Annotated in this window: 14 protein-coding genes; 8 read left to right on the top strand and 6 right to left on the bottom strand. The window is 69.1% G+C overall.

Annotation, left to right across the window (positions count from 1 at the left end):
- Positions 1-47 precede the first annotated feature (47 nt).
- Positions 48-2,978 carry a PrgI family protein gene (locus NV1_RS42845; RefSeq protein WP_084526404.1) on the bottom strand — a complete coding sequence of 977 codons (2,931 nt, stop codon included), beginning with the start codon at positions 2,976-2,978 and terminating at the stop codon, positions 48-50.
- Between NV1_RS42845 and NV1_RS47095 the strand changes: the two genes are divergently transcribed.
- Positions 2,939-3,232 carry a DUF5372 family protein gene (locus NV1_RS47095; protein ID WP_373864699.1) on the top strand — a complete coding sequence of 98 codons (294 nt, stop codon included), beginning with the start codon at positions 2,939-2,941 and terminating at the stop codon, positions 3,230-3,232. The two genes, NV1_RS42845 and NV1_RS47095, sit on opposite strands and share 40 nt — an antisense overlap.
- A 139-nt stretch (positions 3,233-3,371) precedes the next feature.
- Positions 3,372-5,435 carry a recombinase family protein gene (locus NV1_RS37035; protein WP_067902683.1) on the top strand — a complete coding sequence of 688 codons (2,064 nt, stop codon included), beginning with the start codon at positions 3,372-3,374 and terminating at the stop codon, positions 5,433-5,435.
- A 234-nt stretch (positions 5,436-5,669) separates the two neighbouring features.
- Here the strand turns inward: NV1_RS37035 and NV1_RS37030 are convergent, their stop codons facing one another.
- Genes NV1_RS37030 through NV1_RS37020 form a run of 3 tightly spaced genes read right to left on the bottom strand, consistent with a single transcriptional unit; the run spans position 5,670 to position 8,682 of the window.
- Positions 5,670-7,310, bottom strand: a complete 1,641-nt coding sequence (locus tag NV1_RS37030) for a TrbL/VirB6 family protein (RefSeq protein WP_157117622.1) — start codon at positions 7,308-7,310, stop codon at positions 5,670-5,672.
- A gap of 2 nt (positions 7,311-7,312) precedes the next feature.
- A complete protein-coding gene (locus NV1_RS37025) occupies positions 7,313-7,708 on the bottom strand; it encodes a pilin (RefSeq protein WP_218027328.1) in 396 nt (131 codons plus the stop codon).
- The gene (locus tag NV1_RS37020; RefSeq protein ID WP_067902674.1) at positions 7,699-8,682 is read right to left on the bottom strand and encodes a hypothetical protein; all 984 of its coding nucleotides are present in this window, start codon (positions 8,680-8,682) and stop codon (positions 7,699-7,701) included. The genes NV1_RS37025 and NV1_RS37020 overlap by 10 nt, the downstream gene beginning before the upstream one ends.
- A gap of 459 nt (positions 8,683-9,141) precedes the next feature.
- Here NV1_RS37020 and NV1_RS42840 point away from each other — a divergent pair, with 459 nt between their 5' ends.
- From NV1_RS42840 to NV1_RS36990, 6 genes are all read left to right on the top strand, one after another.
- On the top strand, positions 9,142-9,819 hold the full coding sequence (locus NV1_RS42840) for a hypothetical protein (RefSeq protein WP_084526402.1): 678 nt from the start codon (positions 9,142-9,144) through the stop codon (positions 9,817-9,819).
- A 94-nt stretch (positions 9,820-9,913) separates the two neighbouring features.
- Positions 9,914-10,909 (top strand): TRM11 family SAM-dependent methyltransferase, encoded by a 996-nt coding sequence (locus NV1_RS37010; protein ID WP_084526400.1) that lies wholly within the window; start codon positions 9,914-9,916, stop codon positions 10,907-10,909.
- Entirely contained in the window at positions 10,906-13,413 is a 2,508-nt protein-coding gene (locus NV1_RS46530) for a type IV secretory system conjugative DNA transfer family protein (protein ID WP_157117621.1), read from the top strand. Before NV1_RS37010 ends, NV1_RS46530 begins: the two co-directional genes overlap by 4 nt.
- A 75-nt stretch (positions 13,414-13,488) precedes the next feature.
- Complete coding sequence (locus NV1_RS37000; RefSeq protein WP_067902671.1) at positions 13,489-14,496, top strand: replication-relaxation family protein; 1,008 nt, start codon at positions 13,489-13,491, stop codon at positions 14,494-14,496.
- Positions 14,497-14,507: 11 nt separating this feature from the next.
- Entirely contained in the window at positions 14,508-15,512 is a 1,005-nt protein-coding gene (locus NV1_RS36995; RefSeq protein WP_067902669.1) for a C40 family peptidase, read from the top strand.
- Between the two features lie 122 nt (positions 15,513-15,634).
- Complete coding sequence (locus NV1_RS36990; RefSeq protein ID WP_067902666.1) at positions 15,635-17,137, top strand: cutinase family protein; 1,503 nt, start codon at positions 15,635-15,637, stop codon at positions 17,135-17,137.
- A gap of 797 nt (positions 17,138-17,934) precedes the next feature.
- Here the strand turns inward: NV1_RS36990 and NV1_RS36985 are convergent.
- Both NV1_RS36985 and NV1_RS36980 read right to left on the bottom strand, forming a co-directional pair.
- The gene (locus NV1_RS36985; protein ID WP_067902663.1) at positions 17,935-18,417 is read right to left on the bottom strand and encodes a hypothetical protein; all 483 of its coding nucleotides are present in this window, start codon (positions 18,415-18,417) and stop codon (positions 17,935-17,937) included.
- A gap of 367 nt (positions 18,418-18,784) precedes the next feature.
- Positions 18,785-19,561, bottom strand: a 777-nt coding sequence (locus tag NV1_RS36980) for a hypothetical protein (protein ID WP_218027327.1), incomplete at its 5' end; no start/stop codon positions are given.

The raw sequence follows: 19,561 nt of genomic DNA, 5'->3' as shown, positions 1-19,561 counted from the left end.
ATTTAAATTCTTTGCGACGTCGATGGTTGTACCTGACAGTTGCGGTGTCATGGCGTGTTCTTCGCGTTAAGTACCAGGTCTTCCTCGGCGGTGTCGGTCTCGGGTATGTCGACCACATCGACGTTCTCATCGGGATTCTCGGCAGAAGCCAGAAACTCCGGAGAACTGGTGATCAGGGCATCCTCGGCAGGTGACGCCAGGGAGCCGAACACCGCACGATCAGTACCGCCCGCAGCGAGCAGCCCACTTCCCCGTGCGGCCGACAACAAGAATTGCTGCTCACCGTCGGACAGTTTGAACGCGGCCGCGACCTCGTCGATGGCTTGCGGTGCTTGGCGGAGCAGGATTTGGGTGGCGGCGTTGGAGACGATTGCGCGCCCGAGTTCGGTGGACAGCACATCGGCGGAGTCTTGGGTGGCGACGGTGAGGCCGGCCCAGTGTTTGCGGAAGCTCTTGGCCGCCTTGAACAGGAACTCCGCCCCGGCGGGTTGACGCATGATCAGCCACGCTTCGTCGACGGTGACCATGCGCGGTCGTCGGGTGGCTGGGTCGGATACCCGTCGCCAGGTTGCGTCCAGGACCAGTAGGGTGCCGATCGTTTTGAGTTCCTCGGGCAAGTCTCGGAGCGAGAAGACGACCAGCCCGGCGTCGGGTTCGGTCGTGGTCGGCCCGTCCAGCAGCCCGGCGTACGCACCCTCGGCGACATAGGGGTGCAGTGCGGCGGCGAGTTCGTGTGCGGCGGGGGTGTCGAGGTGGACGAGTTGGTCGCGCAGGGTGCTCAAGATGGGTGCGGGGCGGGTCCAGGTGGCGGGCTCGTCGGTGATGCCGGCCGCGGCGTAGGCGGCGGTGAGGGCGGTGTCCAGGACAGTGCGCTGGGTGGGGGTTTGCTCACCGAGCAAAACTTGAATGAGGGTGTGCAGGAACAGTTTCCGGCGGGTGAGCGCGTCGGAGGGGGCGGTGCAGCGGCCGTCGTGGCGGGTGCGGATTTCCAGGTCGAACGGGTTGAGCCGAACCCCAGGCGCGCCGAGACGCAGGTGCGCACCGCCGACCGCATCGGCCAGGCGGCGGTATTCGTCTTCGGGGTCGATGATGACTTGTTCGATGCCGCGGTAGAGCGAGCGCAGGATCTCTGTCTTGACCAGATACGACTTACCCGCGCCGCTACGGCCGAGCACGACCATGTTGTGGTTGTGCGCTTCGGGGGCGAAGCGGTCCACGAACACCAAACCCGACGCGGCGTCACGCCCGTAGAGCACCCCACGCGGCTGGGTAGCTGTGGCCGGGTCGGTGACCGGGAGTTGTGGGGAGTCGAAGGGGAACGCCGCGGCCAGGGCGGTGGTGTCGAAGGTGCGGTGGATTCCGATCAGGTCCAGGCCGACCGGCAGGGTGGTGACCCATGCTTGCGCGGCACGGAAACTCATGGGGCTGGTGTCCACGAGCAGGCTCGCGGCCAGCGCGCGCACCGCGGCGACCTCCTCGGCCAGCTCGGCTTCCGAGTCGGCGTGCACCGTCAAATAGACCCCGACACGAAACAGGCGGGCTTCGGCGCGGGCGACCCGCGCGGACAGGTCGGCGGCGTCTTCGACGGCGACGTCGAGGTGCGGGTCGGCGAGGCGGCCGCGGTTGGTGTCGTGCAGGCGGGAGGATTCGAGGCGGGCGAGTTGGCGGCGTAGCCGCCCGGCGGCGGTGACCGGGTCGATCGGGTCCACGTGCACGGCGATGTCGAGGCGGCCGGGGTGCGAGAGTAGTGGGGTGAGCCAGCCGGAGGTGACTTCGCGGGGGAATCCGGTCACTGCGAGGGTGGCGACCCAGTCCGACCCGACTTCGAGGTGCCGGGTCCGGATCGACAGCGACTCGGGCCCGAAACCCCCTGCCTCTCCCCCGGATTCGTCGTCCCCCACGATGCCCAGGTCGAAGGCGCCGGCGTGCTCGCCGGTGATGATCTCGCCGGGGCCGGCGGTATCGGCCGAGCCCGCGACGAGGCTGCCCGGGTTGCAGCAGCTGTCCAGCATGGCGGTGGCCTGTGCCTGGTCCAGGGCGGTCACGTTCACTCCGAGCGGGGCCAGCAGCTCGGTGGCCTCGCCGAGACGACGCACCAGCCGGGACTCCGCAGCCCGATGCGCGGCCCCTGACGCTCGCCCGCGAGAGCGGCCCGGGAACAGCCACGACAGCCCGGTCGGCGACGCGGATGCGGGTGTCTGGATGTGTTCGCGCCAGACCAGCAGCACTTGGTGCTGGATCAGGTCTTCGGTAGCAGCCAACTCAGCGAGGTGATCAGCGTGATCGCGTGCGGCGGTGGCCAGCTCGGGAGACATGTCGTCGGTGGCGGCGTCCAGGCCGGCCAGGTGGGCGGTCATGTCCAGGCGTGCGGACCGGATCAGGATCTGCACGGGCTGGCGCAGCGTGTGCAGCCAGCCACCGAGTTGCGCGACCAGGCTGTCCTGCTCGGCCGGGGTGCGCAACGCGAGGTTCACGCTGCTGGCCGCAGCAATTACCGCGAGCCCGTCGGCACCCAGATCCACCACACCGATTCCGCCGGTGCTGCTGGTGACCGATCGGGGTAACCGCACCGCCTCGGCCGACAACGCGGCCGGGACCGGCGGCCGATATCCCGGCGTGGCGTGGTCGGTGACCCAACGCGGCACCACCGCACTGCGCCCTGGGTGGCGCACGAAGTAGCGAGGCCGGAGGCGGTGACCGATCGCGGCGAGCAGGAGCCGATCGACTGCGAGGCCGTCGCGGGTCGTGGAGATGACGACCGTCACGAGGACGCCGATCGGGGCGGCACCAGCCAGGAACACCAGCGGCGCGAGCATCGTGCGCGTGCTGATCCAGGTGAGGTACAGCAGCACCGCGGTGACGGCGAGGATGGCGAGCTGCCGGGCGGTGAACGGGCCGATCAAACGATCACGACGCTCGACATCAGCGGGGATACGAAATGCTAAAGACCCGTTCGTCCGGGTCTCGTGGTAGCTCATTGGTGGTCACGCATCCTTTTCATCCGTTGCGCGGCAGGCAGTTGCCGGTCTTGTTCGAACGCCGGACTCGGCGTGGGTTGTGGTTCGTGTGCGAGGTCGACGGCCGAGCACGGGTGACGTTGCGGCAGGAGTGGACCGATCGTGGTGCGCCGCAAGGTGATCAGCGGCTGGCTGCCGATGGTTTGACAGCTCTACGTGCGGTGATCGATGCCATGCGGGGTCGCTGTTCGGGCGGCGAACAGGTGAGTGAATGATGATCTTGAAGACGCTGGATCCGGCCGGTGTCGGTCGGGCAGGTTCGGAGATGAGGCGCGGTGGCCGCGACGTGCTGCGGCGAGGCGGTGATGGCCGTGGCGAACATGGTCGAGGCGTTGCTGCGCAAGGGATCTGGCGGTGGCTGCGGTGAACGGCGCGACGAAGATCAGCACGGCGCATCGGTCCCGCAGCGCGGTGGTCTACGTGCGGCAGTCGACGGCGATGCAGGTCCGCGAGCACGCCGAATCGACCGCGCGCCAGTACGGGTTGTCCGACGTCGCGATCGGACTCGGCTGGACCGCCGAGCAGGTCGTCATCGTCGACGCCGATCTCGGGGTGTCGGGGCGGTTCGGGTCCGACCGCGACGGGTTCCGGGAGCTGATCTCGCGGGTGTGCCTCGGCGAGGTCGGCGCGATCTTCGGACTGGAGGTCTCGCGGCTGGCGCGGTCCTCGGCGGAGTTCGCGCGGCTGCTGGAGTTGGCGCGGCTGACCGACACGTTGCTCATCGATGGCGACGGCGTCTACGACCTCGGCGATGTCAACGACCGATTGTTGCTGGGACTCAAGGGATCGATGTCGGAGGCCGAGCTCCACCTGCTCGCCGGGCGCTTGCACGGCGCGAAACTGGCCGCGGCGCACCGAGGTGAGTTGCGTGCCCAGCTCGCGGTCGGGTTCGTCTACGACCTCGACGGTGCGGTGGTGATCGATCCTGACGAACAGGTCCGCACCGCGGTCGAGGATCTGTTCGCCGAGTTCGCCCGCACCGGCTCGGCTTATGGGGTGGTCGCGGCGTTCGCGCAGACGGGGCGGCTGTTCCCGCAACGCGCCTATGGCGGAGTGTGGGCGGGCCGGTTGAAGTGGGGAAAGCTCGTCCATCAGCGGGTGCTGCAGGCGTTGAAGAACCCCGCTTACGCCGGTGCCTATTCCTACGGCCGCAGCTACGACAAACGCCGGGTCCAGCCCGACGGCACGGTGCGTTCGGCGCGACGCAAACGTGCCCGTGAGGACTGGACCGTGCTGATCCACGACCACCACCAGGGCTACATCAGTTGGCAGCAGTTCCTGGACAACGAGGCCAAACTCGCGGCCAACCACACCGGCGTCGGTGCTCGTCCGCCGCGTGAGGGCAGCGCGTTGTGTCAGGGAATCATCTATTGCGGTGGTTGCGGCGGGCGGATGGGCACCCGATACGGCGGCGCCCGCAACGGGTTCTATTTCTGTTGCGCTGCCCGCGACCATGCCAAGACGGCGCACTGCCGCGGTGTTGTCGCCTCGACGGTGGACGAGGTGGTCGGCCGGTTGCTGCTCGACGCGGTCACCCCGGCCCAGATCGCCTCGGCGTTGGCGGTGGCCGACGAGGTCACCCAGCGGCACATGCGGTCGCATCGGGCTGCCGAGCTCGCGGTGGAACGCGCCCGCTACGACGCTGATCGCGCCGAACGCGCCTTCTCCCAGGTCGAGCCCGAAAATCGTTTGGTAGCTAGGAGCTTGGAAGCACGATGGGAAGCCAAGCTCGCCGCGTTGTCCGAGGCGGAAGCGGCATTGGAGACCGCGCGGGCGGCCAAACCGCCCCTGCCTCCGCGCTCGACACTGGAGGCGCTGGCCGCTGATCTGCCGGGATTGTGGAACGACCCCGATACCAGTCCCCGCGACCGAAAGCGGTTGCTGCGCACACTGATCGCCGATGTCACCCTGCTGCCGACCGCCGATTCCGGGCAAGTCCGGATCGGGGTGCGCTGGCACACCGGCGCCACCGACGAGATCACCGCCAACCGCAACAGCGTCGGCCGCACACCAACCACCGCGCTCGAGATCATCCGCCGACACGGCGCGGTGAAAACCAGCCAGCAACTCGCCGACGAACTCAACGCCGCCGGCCTGACCACCGGCAAAGGACGCCGGTTCGACGCCGAGGCCGTCGCCAGAATCCGCGACACCTACACCATCCCCGCCCCACGCACCGCCGCCGTCCACGACGGCGAGCTCAGCGTGACACAGGCCGCCGCAGCATTGGGTGTCTCGACCAAAGCGATCTACTACTGGATCCGCCACGACCTCGTGCCCGCCCGACGCGACCACCAGGCACGACGCTGGTGCATCCCCTGGGACACCGACACCCAAACCATCTACCGCCGCCAGGCTGCCAAACCAGCCGGACGAGGCAAACGAACGACCCCAACCAACACAGGAGGTGCAGTATGAAACAGCTGTCGGAATACGCACGGTATTCACGGCTGCCTCCTTCCAGGAGTGCGGGATGCGCGGCGACGGACGGGCAGATCCGGCAACGGCAGATGCAGTTGCCGGCCCGAGGACCTCTTCGGCTCCGCCGCTGGGGGTTGTGGCGGTATGGGTGCCGGGGCGGGCCGTACCCGGGTTGCCGGGATCGGCAGCGGGTACTGCCCGCTGCGCAGTGGGCGGACGCGGGCATAGGGGTCACGTGTTGCAGCGGGCGGGTCGAAGTCGAACGCGAGTTGCTTCCCGCGAGCAACCCACGTGGCTGCTCGCTTCGCCGGAGGCGGTGTCGGCGCGGGCGATGGTGCTCGGGCGGGCCGCACCCTGGTCACCGGGATCGGGAGCGGGTACTGCCCACCCCGGCCGGGCCGGATACCCCGGTACGGGTCCGGTGGAGTGAAGTCGAACGCAAGCTGTTTGCCCCGGGGTGTGCGAGCCGTCGTCGGCTTGGGTGCCGAGCCCGGTTGCGCGGCAGCGGGATTGGGCTTGCGCTTGACCCGGTGCACGCCTTCCAGGGGCAGCATCAGCTGCCCGTCCCGGGTGGCGCGCACCCTCGTGTACGGGTCGGCGGGTTTGGGTGCGCGACGCGCCGGGGCGGGTTTCGTGCGGGGGGGTGGTGCGGGCGGGTGTGGTGGCTCCTTTGAGGAGGCCGAGGGTTTTGTAGGTGAGGTAGCTGCGCACGATCGAGCCCGCGAAGGTGCGGCCGTGACCGATCTTCATCGCCGACAACAGCCAGAACGGGGTTTTGACCAGCACACCCATCAATGCCAGGGCCACCATGACATCGACCAGCCCGTCAGCGTTCGGGCCGAAGAATCCCCACCCGCCCGGAGCCAGGAACACCCGCAGGCAGGTCACCAAGACCAGGGACTGCACCACCTGGACCGCGAGGCACGCGGCGAACGAACGCCACCACCACGCCGCGATCGCCTCGATCCCCGGCAGGGCGTGACACATCAACGCCAGCGGCGCGGCGACTACCAGGATGACGGTGACCGCTACGCGCACCACGTACGACAGGATCAGCAGCACGATCATCACCACGAGGGCGAGTTCCAGCATGATCGTGAAGGTGCCGCCCTCGGTGCCCTGATTCGCCAGCTGGGTCAGCGCGGCAGCCGCGGAGTCCGCGTCCACGCCGTTGCCCGAGACCGCGTGCGCGAGCGCGTTGGCTCCCTGGATCGCGGCGGTCGCCACGGCCATGCTGAACGCGCCGGCGAGGAATCCGAGCACGATCCGGGGCGCGAGCTCGCGTAGCGACCAGCGTGTCTGCACGGTCTCGTGCAGCATCAGCAGCACCCCGGCCGCGGTGATGATCAACCCGTACAGGGCCAGCACCAGCTGCCACGAGGAGCTCCACAACGCGCGCACGTGCGGCAGGCCGGTCAGGTCCGGAGTGGTGAGCAGGGTGTGGGAGATCAGTTTCAGCAGCGGTTGCAGCGCCGTGGTGACCAGACCTCGGAAGAAGCCGTCGATCGCGGCCCCGACACATCCGGTGATATTGCTGACCCCGCAATCACCCTGCCCGCCCCCGGGCGAATCCTCTGGTGTCCCGGTGCCCGGATCGGCGGGAAAGGACGGGTCGGCCGGAGACTGCGGGTCCGGTGAGGTGGGGGCCGTGGGTGTCGGGGTGGGTTCGACGTGCCAGTGGTGGGGTGCTGGTGTCGTCGTGACCGGCGGTGTCGGCGGTGGTGTGGTCAGGGGTTGCGCGAGGGTGGTGCCGGCGGTGAGGGTGGCGAGCACGCTCGCCGCGACCACCAGGACTGCTACCAGTGCGGCCCGCACCGTCGGCCGCTGATGGGGCGCGGCCGTGGCTCGTGGGAGGTGGTGGGGTGTGGGCATGGTCAGGCTCCCACGATGGATTTGAGGACGGTCACGATCAGCGGGGCCAGCATCGCCAGCACGTAGCCCAGGCAGGCTGCGCGCAGGGCGGCTTTGGATTTCTCGATCTCGGCCGGGTCACCCGAGGCGATCACGTACCGCACACCCGCGACGGTCAGACAGATCGTCGCCACCCCGGCCAGGATGCCGATCAGCCAGGTGCGGGCGTTGTCGATCACCTGGTCGAGGGAGGTCGCGATCGCCAGCACTGACACCGACTGGGCTGCGGCCGGACCGGCTGCGAGGGTGAGCACGGCGAGCGTGGCCAGGACAGTGACCGCCGCCACGCGCCGCCGGGTTCGCTGATGCCGCCAGCGGCCTGGGGTGGTGAGGGCTGTGGGGAATCGGGTTATGCGCATCGCCGCGCTCCCTTCTGCGCGTGCATGGATGCCGGGATCGGCTGGCCGGGGACGGTCTGCTCGTCTGTGTCGCTGCCGGAGACCGGTCCCGTGGCAGACGCTGCTCGCCGCGGATGCTGGTCTTCCGGCCGCTGGGCGGGATCGACGCCCTGGGCGGAGGGGAAGTCGTTCATGACGCGGGCTTCCACGACGCTGGTGTGTTCGGTATCGCGGGCGCGTGCGCTGAGCCAGGCTGCGAGTGCGTGTTCGGCGCGCTGGCGTTCTCGGCGCACCATCCAATAGGACTGCGACCGGCGCAGTTGCTGCGCGGCCGAGATCACCGGCTGCTGCTGCAGGCGTGTGGCCACGATCAGTTCTGCGGCCTGCGCGGTGATCACTCCGGCGGCGACTGCCTGGGCGAGCACCAGTTCCGGGTGGCCGGGGGGTATCTGCATCCTGCGCAGGTGGTGATCTGCGCCGTCGTCGAGGTCTGCGGCCAGGGGCGCAGTGCGCTGTCCCTGCGCCCACGAACGCCCCGCATGCCATGTCGCGAATCGCAATCGGGGCCACAGGTGCGGCGGGTCCAGGTCGATCTCGCGGACTTGTCGCACGAATCCCGCCACGATCTCGGCTTCGGCGTCGAGGCGATGCGGGCTGGCGGCCACGGCGTACCGGCCGGTGATACCGGCGAGCATCGGCACCGCCAGCCCACAGCACGCCAGCACTGCCTCGCCCCCACGCGTAGCCCACCGTCGGCGGGCGTGCTCGATCAGCCACCCCCAGAGGGAATCGACGGTTTCGAACGGTAGCGACGCGCCCAGCAACTGCCCGCGCACCGCACCCCACGATGTCTCCGCCACGCCGTGCGGTAGTGGGCGCGGCCCGGCAGGCACCGGCTCGTCCGCGATGCGGTCGAACCCTGAAGACACCACTGCCAGGGGTGATCTCTCGACGCCAGCGCGCCAGCGCCGCAAATCCACATATTCCCCATTCATCACCCAGAACTCCTTACTCGATAAACGACGAGGAATTTCGTCGGTGACAACGACAGCACGAAGGAATCTCCACGCACTCTCCGCGCAATCACGAACCACTCTCCCCACACTCTCCGCGCACTCTCCAAAACACACCGAGTCCACTATGGGAACCTGTCGGCACCAGCCTTCCGAGCAGGGAAGTCACCACGGAACAGGCACATCTACCAGGGCTTATGATTCACCGGAGATGATTTGGGGATGTTTTGGAGAGTGGCATGCCAGCTCTGACATATCGGCCTGAAATTTTCTTCAAAATTTTTTCCGGCAGCCGTGGCCGCGTCTCCGATGTTTTTCCCGCCAGGTCTCGCGCTCGCGGAATTCTCAGGAATTTCTTGGTTACGGCGATGCAAAAAACGGGGGCCCGGATGGAAGTTGATCAGTAGACAGCATTTCCCACCGAGTCAGGAGCATTCCCGTATGACCGCGCAATCTCCGCAGCCATTGTCCCGGACCTGGTCCCCGCGCCCGGCCGCCACCAGGACGGTCCCTTCGACCCTGTGGGCGGCGGGCACCGAACCGCTCGACCCCGGTGAGCGGTGGCCGATGCCGATCGTGTCCCGCGCCGTGAGCGAGTTCTCCTACCCAGGCGAGCAGGTGCTGCTGCTGACGTGGCCCGCACCCGCCACACGCGGCCCGCTCACGGTGCTGCCGCCCGGCACCTCGTCAGCGCTCGCCGCGATCGAGGCCCTGGACCGAACCGGCCGAATCACCGCGGGCAACCCGGGCCCCGACCAGGCCGCCGAGCTTGTGCTGGCGAGCCTGCTGGCCCCGGACACCGATCCCGTCCTCGCCGCCGATCAGGTGGTGGACCTGGCCGCCGCACGCTTGGCCGAGGGCGGTCTGCTGGTCGTGCTCAGCCGCTGCGGCCACAGCAGCGAGGGTGTCCTGTGCGACCCGGCCGGTGCGGTCGTCGCCGCCGCCCAAGCCGCGGACCTGCTCTACCTCCAGCACATCATCGCCGCACCCCTGCACGGCGACACCGTCAGCATCCCCGCGCCCGGCGCACCCGCGCCCACTCCTGCCCGCCACACGGTGACGCATACGGATCTTTTCGTGTTCCTGCGCGTCGAGCCCACGCCAGCCCCGCAGCCGTGATCACCCACCACCACACCCAGCCCGGCGCACCAGCCGCCCGAACCTCTCGCTCGATCCCGCGACCGACCGACCCATCGCAAAGGCAGGACACCCGATGACACTCGACCCCACCACACCCGGCGCCGCGACCGGCCCCGCACCCGCCGTGTCGGTATGGGCGACCGGGCAAGCCGCCCCCGCTGCACAGCGCGTGCGTGGCCGCTATCACCCCGACAGCGTCAAGCACCCCGCCAAGATGCTGCCCGCGATCGTGCAGCACGCCGTGCAGGCATACACCCGCCCCGGGGACCTCGTGCTGGATCCGATGTGCGGAATCGGCACCACCCTCGTCGAATCCCTCCACCTGGGCCGCCGCGCGATCGGCATCGAATACGAAACCCGCTGGGCCGAGCTGGCCCGCACCAACCTTGGTTTCGCTCGCGAGGCCGGGATCACCGCCGAGGCCGCCGTCTACACCGGCGACGCCCGCAAACTCCCCACCCTCCTCCCCGAACATCTACGCGGCCAGGTCGATCTGGTGATCACCTCCCCGCCCTACGGGGACTCCACCCACGGCCACGTCCGCGTCCGCGCCGGAGAAGGCGTGCACAAGACCGACCACCGCTACGGCTCGGTCCTGGACCGCGGCAACCTCGCCAACGTCGGGCTCGGCCGGTTGCTGTCCGGGTTCACGCGCATCCTGTCCGGCGCGGCGGAATTCCTGGCCCCGGGTGGGCATGTGGTGATCACCGCGCGCCCGTGGCGGCAGCACGCGGAGCTGGTCAACCTGCCCGCGCATCTGATCACCTGCGGCACCCTGGCCGGACTCACTCCCGTCGAACGCTGCGCCGCACTACTCGGGCGCCTCGCGGACGGGGACCTCGTGGCCCGCAGCTCGTTCTTCCAGCGCGATTTCATCGTCAAACAGCGCCGTGCTGGGCTCCCGATGCATTTGATCGCGCATGAGGACGTCATCATCCTCCAGAAACGCGATGGGGCGGGTAACACGTTGGGCCGCAACAGTTTCCATCGCACACCCGAGCCTACCGCAGACCCGTTCGCGGGAACAGACGCAGGAACATTCGCCCGGCCCGGGGAGGTGGCGGCGTGAGCGCGTCCACCTCACCTCACGGCTGGCTGGCCCGGTTTCTCCTCACTCCCAGCACCGCCCTGCACGAGCTGCTCGGAGACCTTGGACACGCACTGGACTCGCCGCTGGCGATTCCAGTGGTCCTGGGTGTGGCCGGCGTACTCGCCGCGGTGCGGGTCCTCGCGGGAGTGCGGCGGGGCCGGCTGACCGCGCGGGCTCGCCGGATCACCATCATGACCCCGCCCGAGGTCGACCCGAAAGCCGCGACCGCGTTGTGGGCGCACCTGATCGGGCAACTCCGCCCCGCCTGGCGACGCACCCTGCTCGGGCAACCGCACCTGGCGTTCGAGTACACCATCACCCCCGAAGACGGAGCCGCGATCCGGATGTGGGTGCCCGGCAGCATCCCGCCCGGCCTGGTGGAGCGGGCGATCGCCTCGGCCTGGCCCGGCGCACACACCGACACCGACGACACCCCCGCCCCACCCTTGCCCGGCCCTACCACTGGGCGGGTGCTGGCGGGTGGGGAGTTACGGCTGGGCCGCCGCGAAGCGCTCCCCATCCGCACCGACCACAGCGGAGACCTCGTGCGCGACCTGATCACCGCCGCCGATGATCTCGGACCGGGCCAGGGCGCGTGCGTGCAGATCCTGGCCCGCCCGGTCACCGGCCGCCGCGTCGCACGCGCCGCCCGCTCGGGCACCGCGAGGGGCGGGCTGGTCGTGACGCTGGCGCGGGAGGTGCTGGACCTGCTCGCCCCCGGGCCGGTTGCTCGTTCACCGCACGCGAACGCCGCGCCGTCGGACCGGCAGACCGCGATGGAGTACAACTCGGCCGCGCGGGCCGCGGCGGTGAAAGCGCGTGGCCCTCATTGGGAAACGCTCATCCGGTACGCGGTCTCGATCCCGGTGGAGCCGGACTCCGGTGGCGTGGGCGGGGCACGCAGGGCCGCGAGGGGCCGCGCAGATGCCCTGGCGACAGTGTTCGGGGCGTGCGCGGATCACAACTTCTACCGGCGACGGCGCACGTGGCGGCTCGCCCAAGCCCTCGGCGCGCGCCGGCTCGGGCGCGGGGACGTGCTCTCGGTACCCGAGCTGGCCACCCTCGCGCACCTGCCCACCGAGGACGGGCTGCCCGGCCTGCACCGCGCCGGGGCTCGCGCGCTGGCTCCGGCCCCGGAGATCCCCGCGCCCGGCCCGCACGCCAAGCCGCTCGGGGTGGCCGACACCGCCAGTCGCCGCCCGGTCGCGGTCCGCGTCGCCGACGCCCGCCACCACCTGCACATCCTCGGCCCCACCGGCGTCGGCAAATCCACCCTCCTGGCCAACACCATCCTGGCCGACGCCGAGGCCGAACGCGGCATGATCGTCATCGACCCCAAAGGCGACCTCGTCACCGACGTGCTGTCCCGGCTCCCGCGCCGCTTCGCCGACCGGGTCGTGCTGTTCGACGCCGACTCCACCGCCCCGCCACCGTGCGTCAACCCCCTCGATATCGGCCGGGTCGGGCGCGCGGGACTGGATCTGGCCGTGGACAACCTCGTCACCGTGTTCCACCGCGTGTTCGCCCAGTGGTGGGGGCCGCGCACCGACGACGTGATGCGGGCGAGCCTTTTGACGTTGTGCGCCCAGCCCGGCACACCCACTCTCGCGGATTTGCCGCGCCTGCTCACCGAGCCCGCGTTCCGGGCCAGAGTCACTCGCAGCACCGCTGATCCGGTGCTGCGCGGATTCTGGGAAGGCTACGAAACACTGTCCGAGGCCGCACGGGCCCAAGTCATCGGGCCGCTGCTGAACAAGCTGCGCGCGTTTCTGCTGCGGCCCTTCGTCAAAGCCGCGATCGCCGCAGGCCCGTCCACCCTCGAATTCGGCGACGTCCTCGATCACGGCGGGATCTGCCTGGCCCGCCTGCCCAAAGGCTCACTCGGTGAAGAGACCAGCCGCCTGGTCGGCTCCCTACTCGTCGCGCGCACCTGGCAAGCCGCGACCGCTCGCGCCCGCCAGCCCGCCGCCGACCGCGCCGACGCCAGTCTGGTCCTGGACGAAGCACAGAACTTCCTCAATTTGAGTACGCCGGTCGAGGACATGCTCGCCGAAGCCCGCGGCCTGCACCTGTCCTTGCTGTTGGCGCATCAGAACCTCGCCCAGCTCCCCAGAGATCTACGGGACGGGATCTCCGCCAACGCCCGCAACAAAATCATCTTCGCGTGTTCTCCGGACGACGCCCGCGAGCTGGCACGCCACACCGCACCGTGGCTGTCCGAGCACGACCTGACCCACCTCGACGCGTTCCACGCCGCCGCCCGGCTGCTCGTGCACGGCCAGCAAGCTCGCCCGTTCACCCTCACCACCCAACCCCTACCTGCGCCGACACCAGGCCGTGCCAGGCAGATCGCGGCCACCGCCAACGCCCGGCCCCACCGCCCACCCGGACCCCGCACCGACGAGCACTCCACCCCCACCGACGAGCGCGCCGACGGTCACAGCAACACCTCGTCGGGCACCGGCGACCCGCGACTGACCTAGCCGCCAGCCGACTCACCTGGGTCCTCGCCCCTCAACGGCTGTCTTTGCGCTGCACACGAAAGGTTTCCCTTCCTCATGATGATCACTCGTCCCGACCGGCAAGCCGGTCTGCGGGCCCCGCGTCCCGGCCAACCCGGGCTGCTGGTCGCCGATTCCCTCGGGCTGGTCGCGCGCCTGACCGACCGCGACCGGTGGATCCTGCGCATGCTGCACGAGCACCGCGTCCTGACCACCAACCAACTCGCCGCGCTGGCGTTCCCCACCCCCAACAAGGCACGCCGCCGCCTGGTGGCGCTACTGCATCAGCGCGTCGTGGACCGGTTCCGGCCGTTCCGGCCATCGGGTAGCGCGCCCTGGCATTGGGTGCTGGCCCCGGCCGGTGCGGCCGTGCTGGCCGCCGAAGCCGGGGCCGAGGTCCGCGAGCTGGGCTACCGCGCCCGCCGCAGACTCGACATCGCCCACAGCCTGCACCTGACCCACACCATCGGCGTCAACGACTGGTTCACCACCCTCACCGTCACCGCCAACCAGTACGACGCACACGTCGCGCAGTGGTGGTCCGAAACCCGCTGCCGCCGCCTCTGGGGCGACCTCGCCCGCCCCGACGGATTCGCCCGCTACACCCACACCGACACTCGACTGGACCTGTTCCTCGAATACGACCTCGGCACCACCAGCCTCACCCGCGTCGCCGCCAAACTCCTGGGCTACGCGGAACTGGCGCGCTCCACCGGCGTCATCACCCCGGTCCTGGTATGGGTACCCACCTCCCGCCGCGAAGCCGCCCTCCGCCACGCGATGCGAGACACCGCCACCGCGTTACCCGACCCGGACGCGGTGCCCGTAGCCACCGCCGCCGCCGAACTCCTGAACCCTGCCCAGGACCACCCGAGCCCCGCCGACCGGGTGTGGCTGCCTTTGGACGCGACCGGCACTACCCGCGTGCGGTTGCACGAGCTGGCCGATGCCTGGCCCCGCCGCACCCCACCACCGCCGGAAAACACCCACACCGACCACACACCCGTCCTCCTGGGCGGACAGATCATGCTCACCCCACCCCCACCGATCTTCCACGGCCAGTAGGTGATCGGCGGATGCTCATCAAAGCCCTCGGCGCAGGCTCCACGATCGTGGTGTTCTTATGCGTCGTCATCGCCGCCGCGATCACCACCGCCCTGGTCCTCAACCAACCTGTGCCCGGCACCAGCGCCTCGCCCGGGCCGGGCAGTGAGCCCAGTCCGCAAGCCCGCGCCGACATCCCACCGAACCTGCTCGTGCTGTATCAACGCGCCGCGCGCGATTGCCCCGGCCTGGACTGGTCGGTACTGGCCGGGATCGGGAAGATCGAAACCGACCACGGCCGCTCCACCCTCCCCGGCGTCCAGACCGGTGAGAACTTCGCTGGCGCGGGTGGTCTCATGCAATTCCTCGCCCCGACCTTCCAGGCCGTCACCACCCGGCACCGGCTCCCGGCCGGCGGGGCGAGCCCGCCCTCGCGGTACTACCCCAGCGACGCGATCCACGCCGCCGCCTACTACCTGTGCGACTCCGGCGCGCCCCAGGACCTCCACCGCGCGATCTTCACCTACAACCACTCCGAAGACTACGTCCAGCAAGTCCTGACGCAAGCCGCCCGATACCGCAGCACACCGGCCCCCGGCAGCGGCGACTGCCGCACCGTACGGACAGTGAATCCTGCTGCGGCGAAGGCGATCTCGTTCGCCTGCTCGCAACTGGGGCAACCGTACGTGTGGGGCGGCAACGGCGCCACGGTCAACGGCGGCTGGGACTGCTCCGGCCTGGTCCAGGCCGCCTACGCGAGGGCCGGGATCACCCTGCCGCGCACCACCTACGACCAAGTCCACACAGGCCCCCGCATCCCCGAGAACCAACTCCAGCCCGGTGACCTGGTGTTCTACGGCACCGCCGCGGACGTGCATCACGTCGGTCTCTACCTGGGTGCGGGAAAAATGGTCCACGCCCCCGACCTGCATCAACCCGTCCAAGTGAGCGGGTACCGGTCTCTGCCGGACTTTTTCGCAGCGACCCGCCCCTGGATACGCGCGACTCCTACCGTGCCAGGCGGTGCCGATGAGTGACCCGCGCACGAACCCCGCACACCCCGGTACCGCCCTCGCTCACCAACGCCCCTCGGGCTCAGCCCTCACCAGGGGCACCCGCGCACCTGCTCCGAATTCCCGACACCTGTGGAGGTCCCACTGTGACACACACGCCTTCTCCCGCACACCGCCCCGCCCGCGCCCGCCGTGCCATCCGTGCCCTGAGCGGCATCGTCGCGGCCGTGGTGGCCGCTGTAGCGGTGCTGGGTACTGGCCCCGCCGCTGCCGACCCCGCACCGAACGTGACGGGCTGCCCGAGGTGGACCGCGCTGCTGGTGCCGGGCACGTGGGAGACACAGCCCGCGACCCCGGACCAATCCACGGGGATGCTCGGCCCGATCGGGCAGGGCCTGCGCCAGCGGTATGGCTCGAACATCTCCGTACACACGCTCTCCTATCCCGCATCGGTGACCCCGTACAACACCTCGGAATCCGAAGGTGTGCAGGCCCTCTCGACGACCCTCGCCGGGCTGTGCACGTCCACGCGAGTCGTGCTGGCCGGATATTCCCAAGGCGCGGACGTCGCCGGGGACGTGGCCACGAAGATCGGGCACGATCAGGGCCCGCTGCCCGCTTCGCGGGTGGTGGCGGTCGCGCTGATCTCCGACCCGCGCCGCAACACGAGTACTCCGCAGCTCGGGCACACCGAGCCGGGCGAGGGCATCGCCGGCCCTCGCGGCGAGGACTTCGGCGCCCTCGCCGGCCGCGTCCGAACGGTCTGCGCGAGCGGTGACCTCTACTGCGGCACCTCCCCGCAAGCCGCACCCGCCCTCGCCGCGGTCGGCCGTGCCTTCACCGGCACCACCACCACAGCCAGCAGCGATACCACGGTCCCGAGCCCAGCGCTAACCCCCAGCCCGACAACCGATCCGACGGCCAGCTCGCAGGCGAGCCCGGATTCGACTCCGGTCACACCGGGGTCGCTCGGCGGGCTCGACCCGTCCCAGGTCGTCGAGCAGGTGGTCACTGTCCTGGGTGGGCTGGCGGGGTTCGCCGCTGACGTGCCCGCGATCGTGAACGACCTCGCCCAGCTGCCCGGGTTGATCGGCAGCGGGAATCTAGCGGGCCTGCACCAGGTTTCGGGAGATCTGAACAATCAGTTCGCGCCTCTGGTCCAGATTGCCGCGCAGATCGACCTGCACCTGGTCGCTCAAGCCCTCGCCCTCGCTGCGCCCTTGGATACCTCCGGGTGGATCGGGATCGCCTCGCAGATTGTGGGTATCGTGGCGAATCTCGATATCGGGCGGTTCGCCACCGATATCGGCCAAGCTCAGGAAATCGCCTGGGGCGCAGTCCAGAAACTCACTACCGGCGACCCCGTCGGAGCCGCCCTCGCCCTCTCCGGAGTCATTCCCGTCGTCGCGGACCTCGCGGCCACCGCGGCCTCCGCGCTGACCGGAGACACTGGTGCTCGCCTGGCTGGGCTCGCTCGCACCTTCACCGCCACTACCACTCCCGGCACCAGCACCGCGCTGGGGGATCTGGCCCGCCAAGGCAGCGACGCGGCCCGGTTCGCTACCTCGGGCGTGCACCAGAACGGCTACACCACCGCCGTTCAGCAAATCCTGAACTGGCTCGACAGCCGAATCGACCAGACCAGGTGACCGAGGTCGCGGGAGTAGGAGCTGGCGCGGGCGCGGTTTCCAACGCACCTGCCCGTCGTGAACATCGGGCCGGTGCCCGGCCGGGGCCGGGGTGCCGGTGCGGCCGGGTGATGGTGGCCTGTGCCGGTGCATGTGCGCCACCCTGTGCCATCGCGACCGGTCACTGATAAGGCCCGGGGGGGACCCGCCAACGCGGATCATCCCCCGGGCCTATTCGATGATGTGTCTATCTCGGCACCGGGCTACTACTTCGGGGAGTCGGGCCTATACGGTCTCTTGACGCGCGTGGGGGGCGGAGGTGTCGTTGGTGGTTTCGCCGCACTCGTCGCAGAGGCCGATGATCGGCTGCGTGGTGAGGTTGCGGCCGGAAGTGGTGACCCGCTTGACTTTCCGGCATTGCGTGCACCATCCATGAAGTTTCATGCCCCTTTTCCCTTCCCGGGGTGTCGGTTCGAGTGTTGCGTGCTGATTCACCCGCCACAGCCCCGGCGGACCGGGTCGGGTGCGATGCGCACCGATGGCCACCAGGGGTGTAGCCGGAACCTGTTGGCACCGTGTGGCATTCCCCCAAAGCAGGTCGGCGGGTGGCGACGGTGGCACCGTACGGGCGTGGGCTGTGCAGGCTACATCGCCACGTATTCGAAGGCATCGGCGATGACGGCGGCGCGGCACAGGTTTCAGCGATCGCCGGTGCGGTGGCCGGGCGGCGGGCCCTGGGGGGTGATCCGCGCGGGCGGCGGATCACCCCCAGGGCCTCTACGGTCGGGGCACCTATTCGAATGTGGGTTCGTTCAAGGTTACGGTTGTGCGGCGCGCTGCTCGGACAATTCCCGCCCGGCCTCGGTGTCGGAGTACCGCACCTCGTAATCTATTTCCCAGCTTCCGGCGCATTCGGTGCATATCGTGACACCGTGGTTGCATTGGTCGGGGAACATGACCAGTAACCGGTCATCTTCTTTCGTGTCCTCTTTCAATTGCACCGGCACGTACAGGCTGCCGTCGGGTGTCGCCGACGAGTTGATCGCGCCTCGTTCGTCATGGGTTTCGTTCTCGTGCAATACGTGCTCGATTTGCATGAACCGATAGGTTGTGCCCGTTGCGGCGCATCGGCTCTCCATTCCCGTGCGCCCGAGGTCAGAGCTGATCGATTGCCATAGCGTGACCTCCCATGTGTTCTCTCCCAACCTGTACAGTTGTGTCGCCTGATATCCTGCGGTGACCTGTTCTGCGACGAAACCTTCCAATACCTCGAGGTCGTCGCCGCGCACCACGTGATACACAACGGTATCCGCAATCGCATGCCTTATCATGCGCGTACTCCTTTTCATGAGATGACACCCCGCATCACACCGGAGATGCCGAACATTGACGGTGTACCGGGCGGGCCGATAATTCCGCCGGATTAATCCCCCGCCAATGTATTGACGCTCGATACTATGCAAATGTCAACCCAACCGATTCACACCCGGCATCCCGAACACGCCACCCCGCCATGACAACCCGGAATTCCCGCACCGGTACCCGGACGCGCGGCGTGCCGGTGCTGGACACCGGCCACAACGGACCAGCAGCGGGTCCCGCAACGCCTGTGCGGGGCGCGCGACGGAAACCGTTGCGGCGCACCAGCGAGCAGCCTGAACGCTGGGTTCACGAGGGGGTGTTCGGGGGCCGTTCGATTCGCCGCACGGTGAATCGGAGGTCACCGGAGTCTGCGTCCTGGGTGACGGCCGCGATGGTGTCTGCCGGGCGTAGTTCCTCGGCGCTGAGCTGTAGCAGGTCCAGTTTCGTGCTGCCTGTGTGGTGTGGTGTCCAGCCGAACGAGCGAAGGGTCGCTTCCAGGGTGAGGTCGTGGTTGTCCATCCAGTGCCGTAGCACGCTGGCGGGGATGTGGGTGCGGCGTGCCCAGTCCTCCAGGCCCATCCGAGATCCGAACGCGGATACCGGTGCGCCGGTGCCCAGGACGGTGCGGTTGTCCGGTTCCTGGGTGATCGCTTGCTCGGGTTCCCACCCCTCGCGCAGGCGTTTGCGCAGGGTGGTGGTGCTGCAGTTCGCTCGTGCGTCCACGCCCCACAGGTACAGCGGTTTGGTTTCGCCGAACGCGGTGACCGGCAACCGCAACAGCGGCCCGTCCGGCCCCAGGGCCAGCGCGTCCGCGATTGTCATGCCGCGCTTGGTGATCCGCCGGTACAGGGTGTGGTATTTGATCGCGCTTTGCTCGGCCCATCCCCGCAAGCTCAGCGTCCGCCCGTTGTGGGTGAACTCCAGCGCAGGCTTGTCGTGCCTGGTGCGGGTGATGGCATCTTCTGGTGACCAGCCCAGCGCGAGACGGGTTCTGACGGTCTCCCGGCTCACCACGCAACGCGGATCTTTCGCCCATTCTGTGAGCGTTTTCTGTTGCCCGAAAGCGGTGATCGTTCCACGGGC

Origin of the sequence: Nocardia vaccinii NBRC 15922, from assembly GCF_001613305.1 — a bacterium.
In the GTDB taxonomy this organism is placed as follows: domain Bacteria; phylum Actinomycetota; class Actinomycetes; order Mycobacteriales; family Mycobacteriaceae; genus Nocardia; species Nocardia vaccinii.
Note: the sequence above shows the minus strand (reverse complement) of the source record. Positions and strands in the feature narration are given on the sequence as shown.

Bases quoted from the DNA above. Each gene is read 5' to 3' on its own strand.
- NV1_RS47095 (WP_373864699.1), top strand. From the start codon at position 2,939: ATGCTAAAGACCCGTTCGTCCGGGTCTCGTGGTAGCTCATTGGTGGTC.
- NV1_RS42845 (WP_084526404.1), bottom strand. From the start codon at position 2,978: ATGAGCTACCACGAGACCCGGACGAACGGGTCTTTAGCATTTCGTATC.
- NV1_RS37030 (WP_157117622.1), bottom strand. From the start codon at position 7,310: ATGCCCACACCCCACCACCTCCCACGAGCCACGGCCGCGCCCCATCAG.
- NV1_RS37025 (WP_218027328.1), bottom strand. From the start codon at position 7,708: ATGCGCATAACCCGATTCCCCACAGCCCTCACCACCCCAGGCCGCTGG.
- NV1_RS37020 (WP_067902674.1), bottom strand. From the start codon at position 8,682: ATGAATGGGGAATATGTGGATTTGCGGCGCTGGCGCGCTGGCGTCGAG.
- NV1_RS42840 (WP_084526402.1), top strand. From the start codon at position 9,142: ATGACCGCGCAATCTCCGCAGCCATTGTCCCGGACCTGGTCCCCGCGC.
- NV1_RS37010 (WP_084526400.1), top strand. From the start codon at position 9,914: ATGACACTCGACCCCACCACACCCGGCGCCGCGACCGGCCCCGCACCC.
- NV1_RS37000 (WP_067902671.1), top strand. From the start codon at position 13,489: ATGATGATCACTCGTCCCGACCGGCAAGCCGGTCTGCGGGCCCCGCGT.
- NV1_RS36995 (WP_067902669.1), top strand. From the start codon at position 14,508: ATGCTCATCAAAGCCCTCGGCGCAGGCTCCACGATCGTGGTGTTCTTA.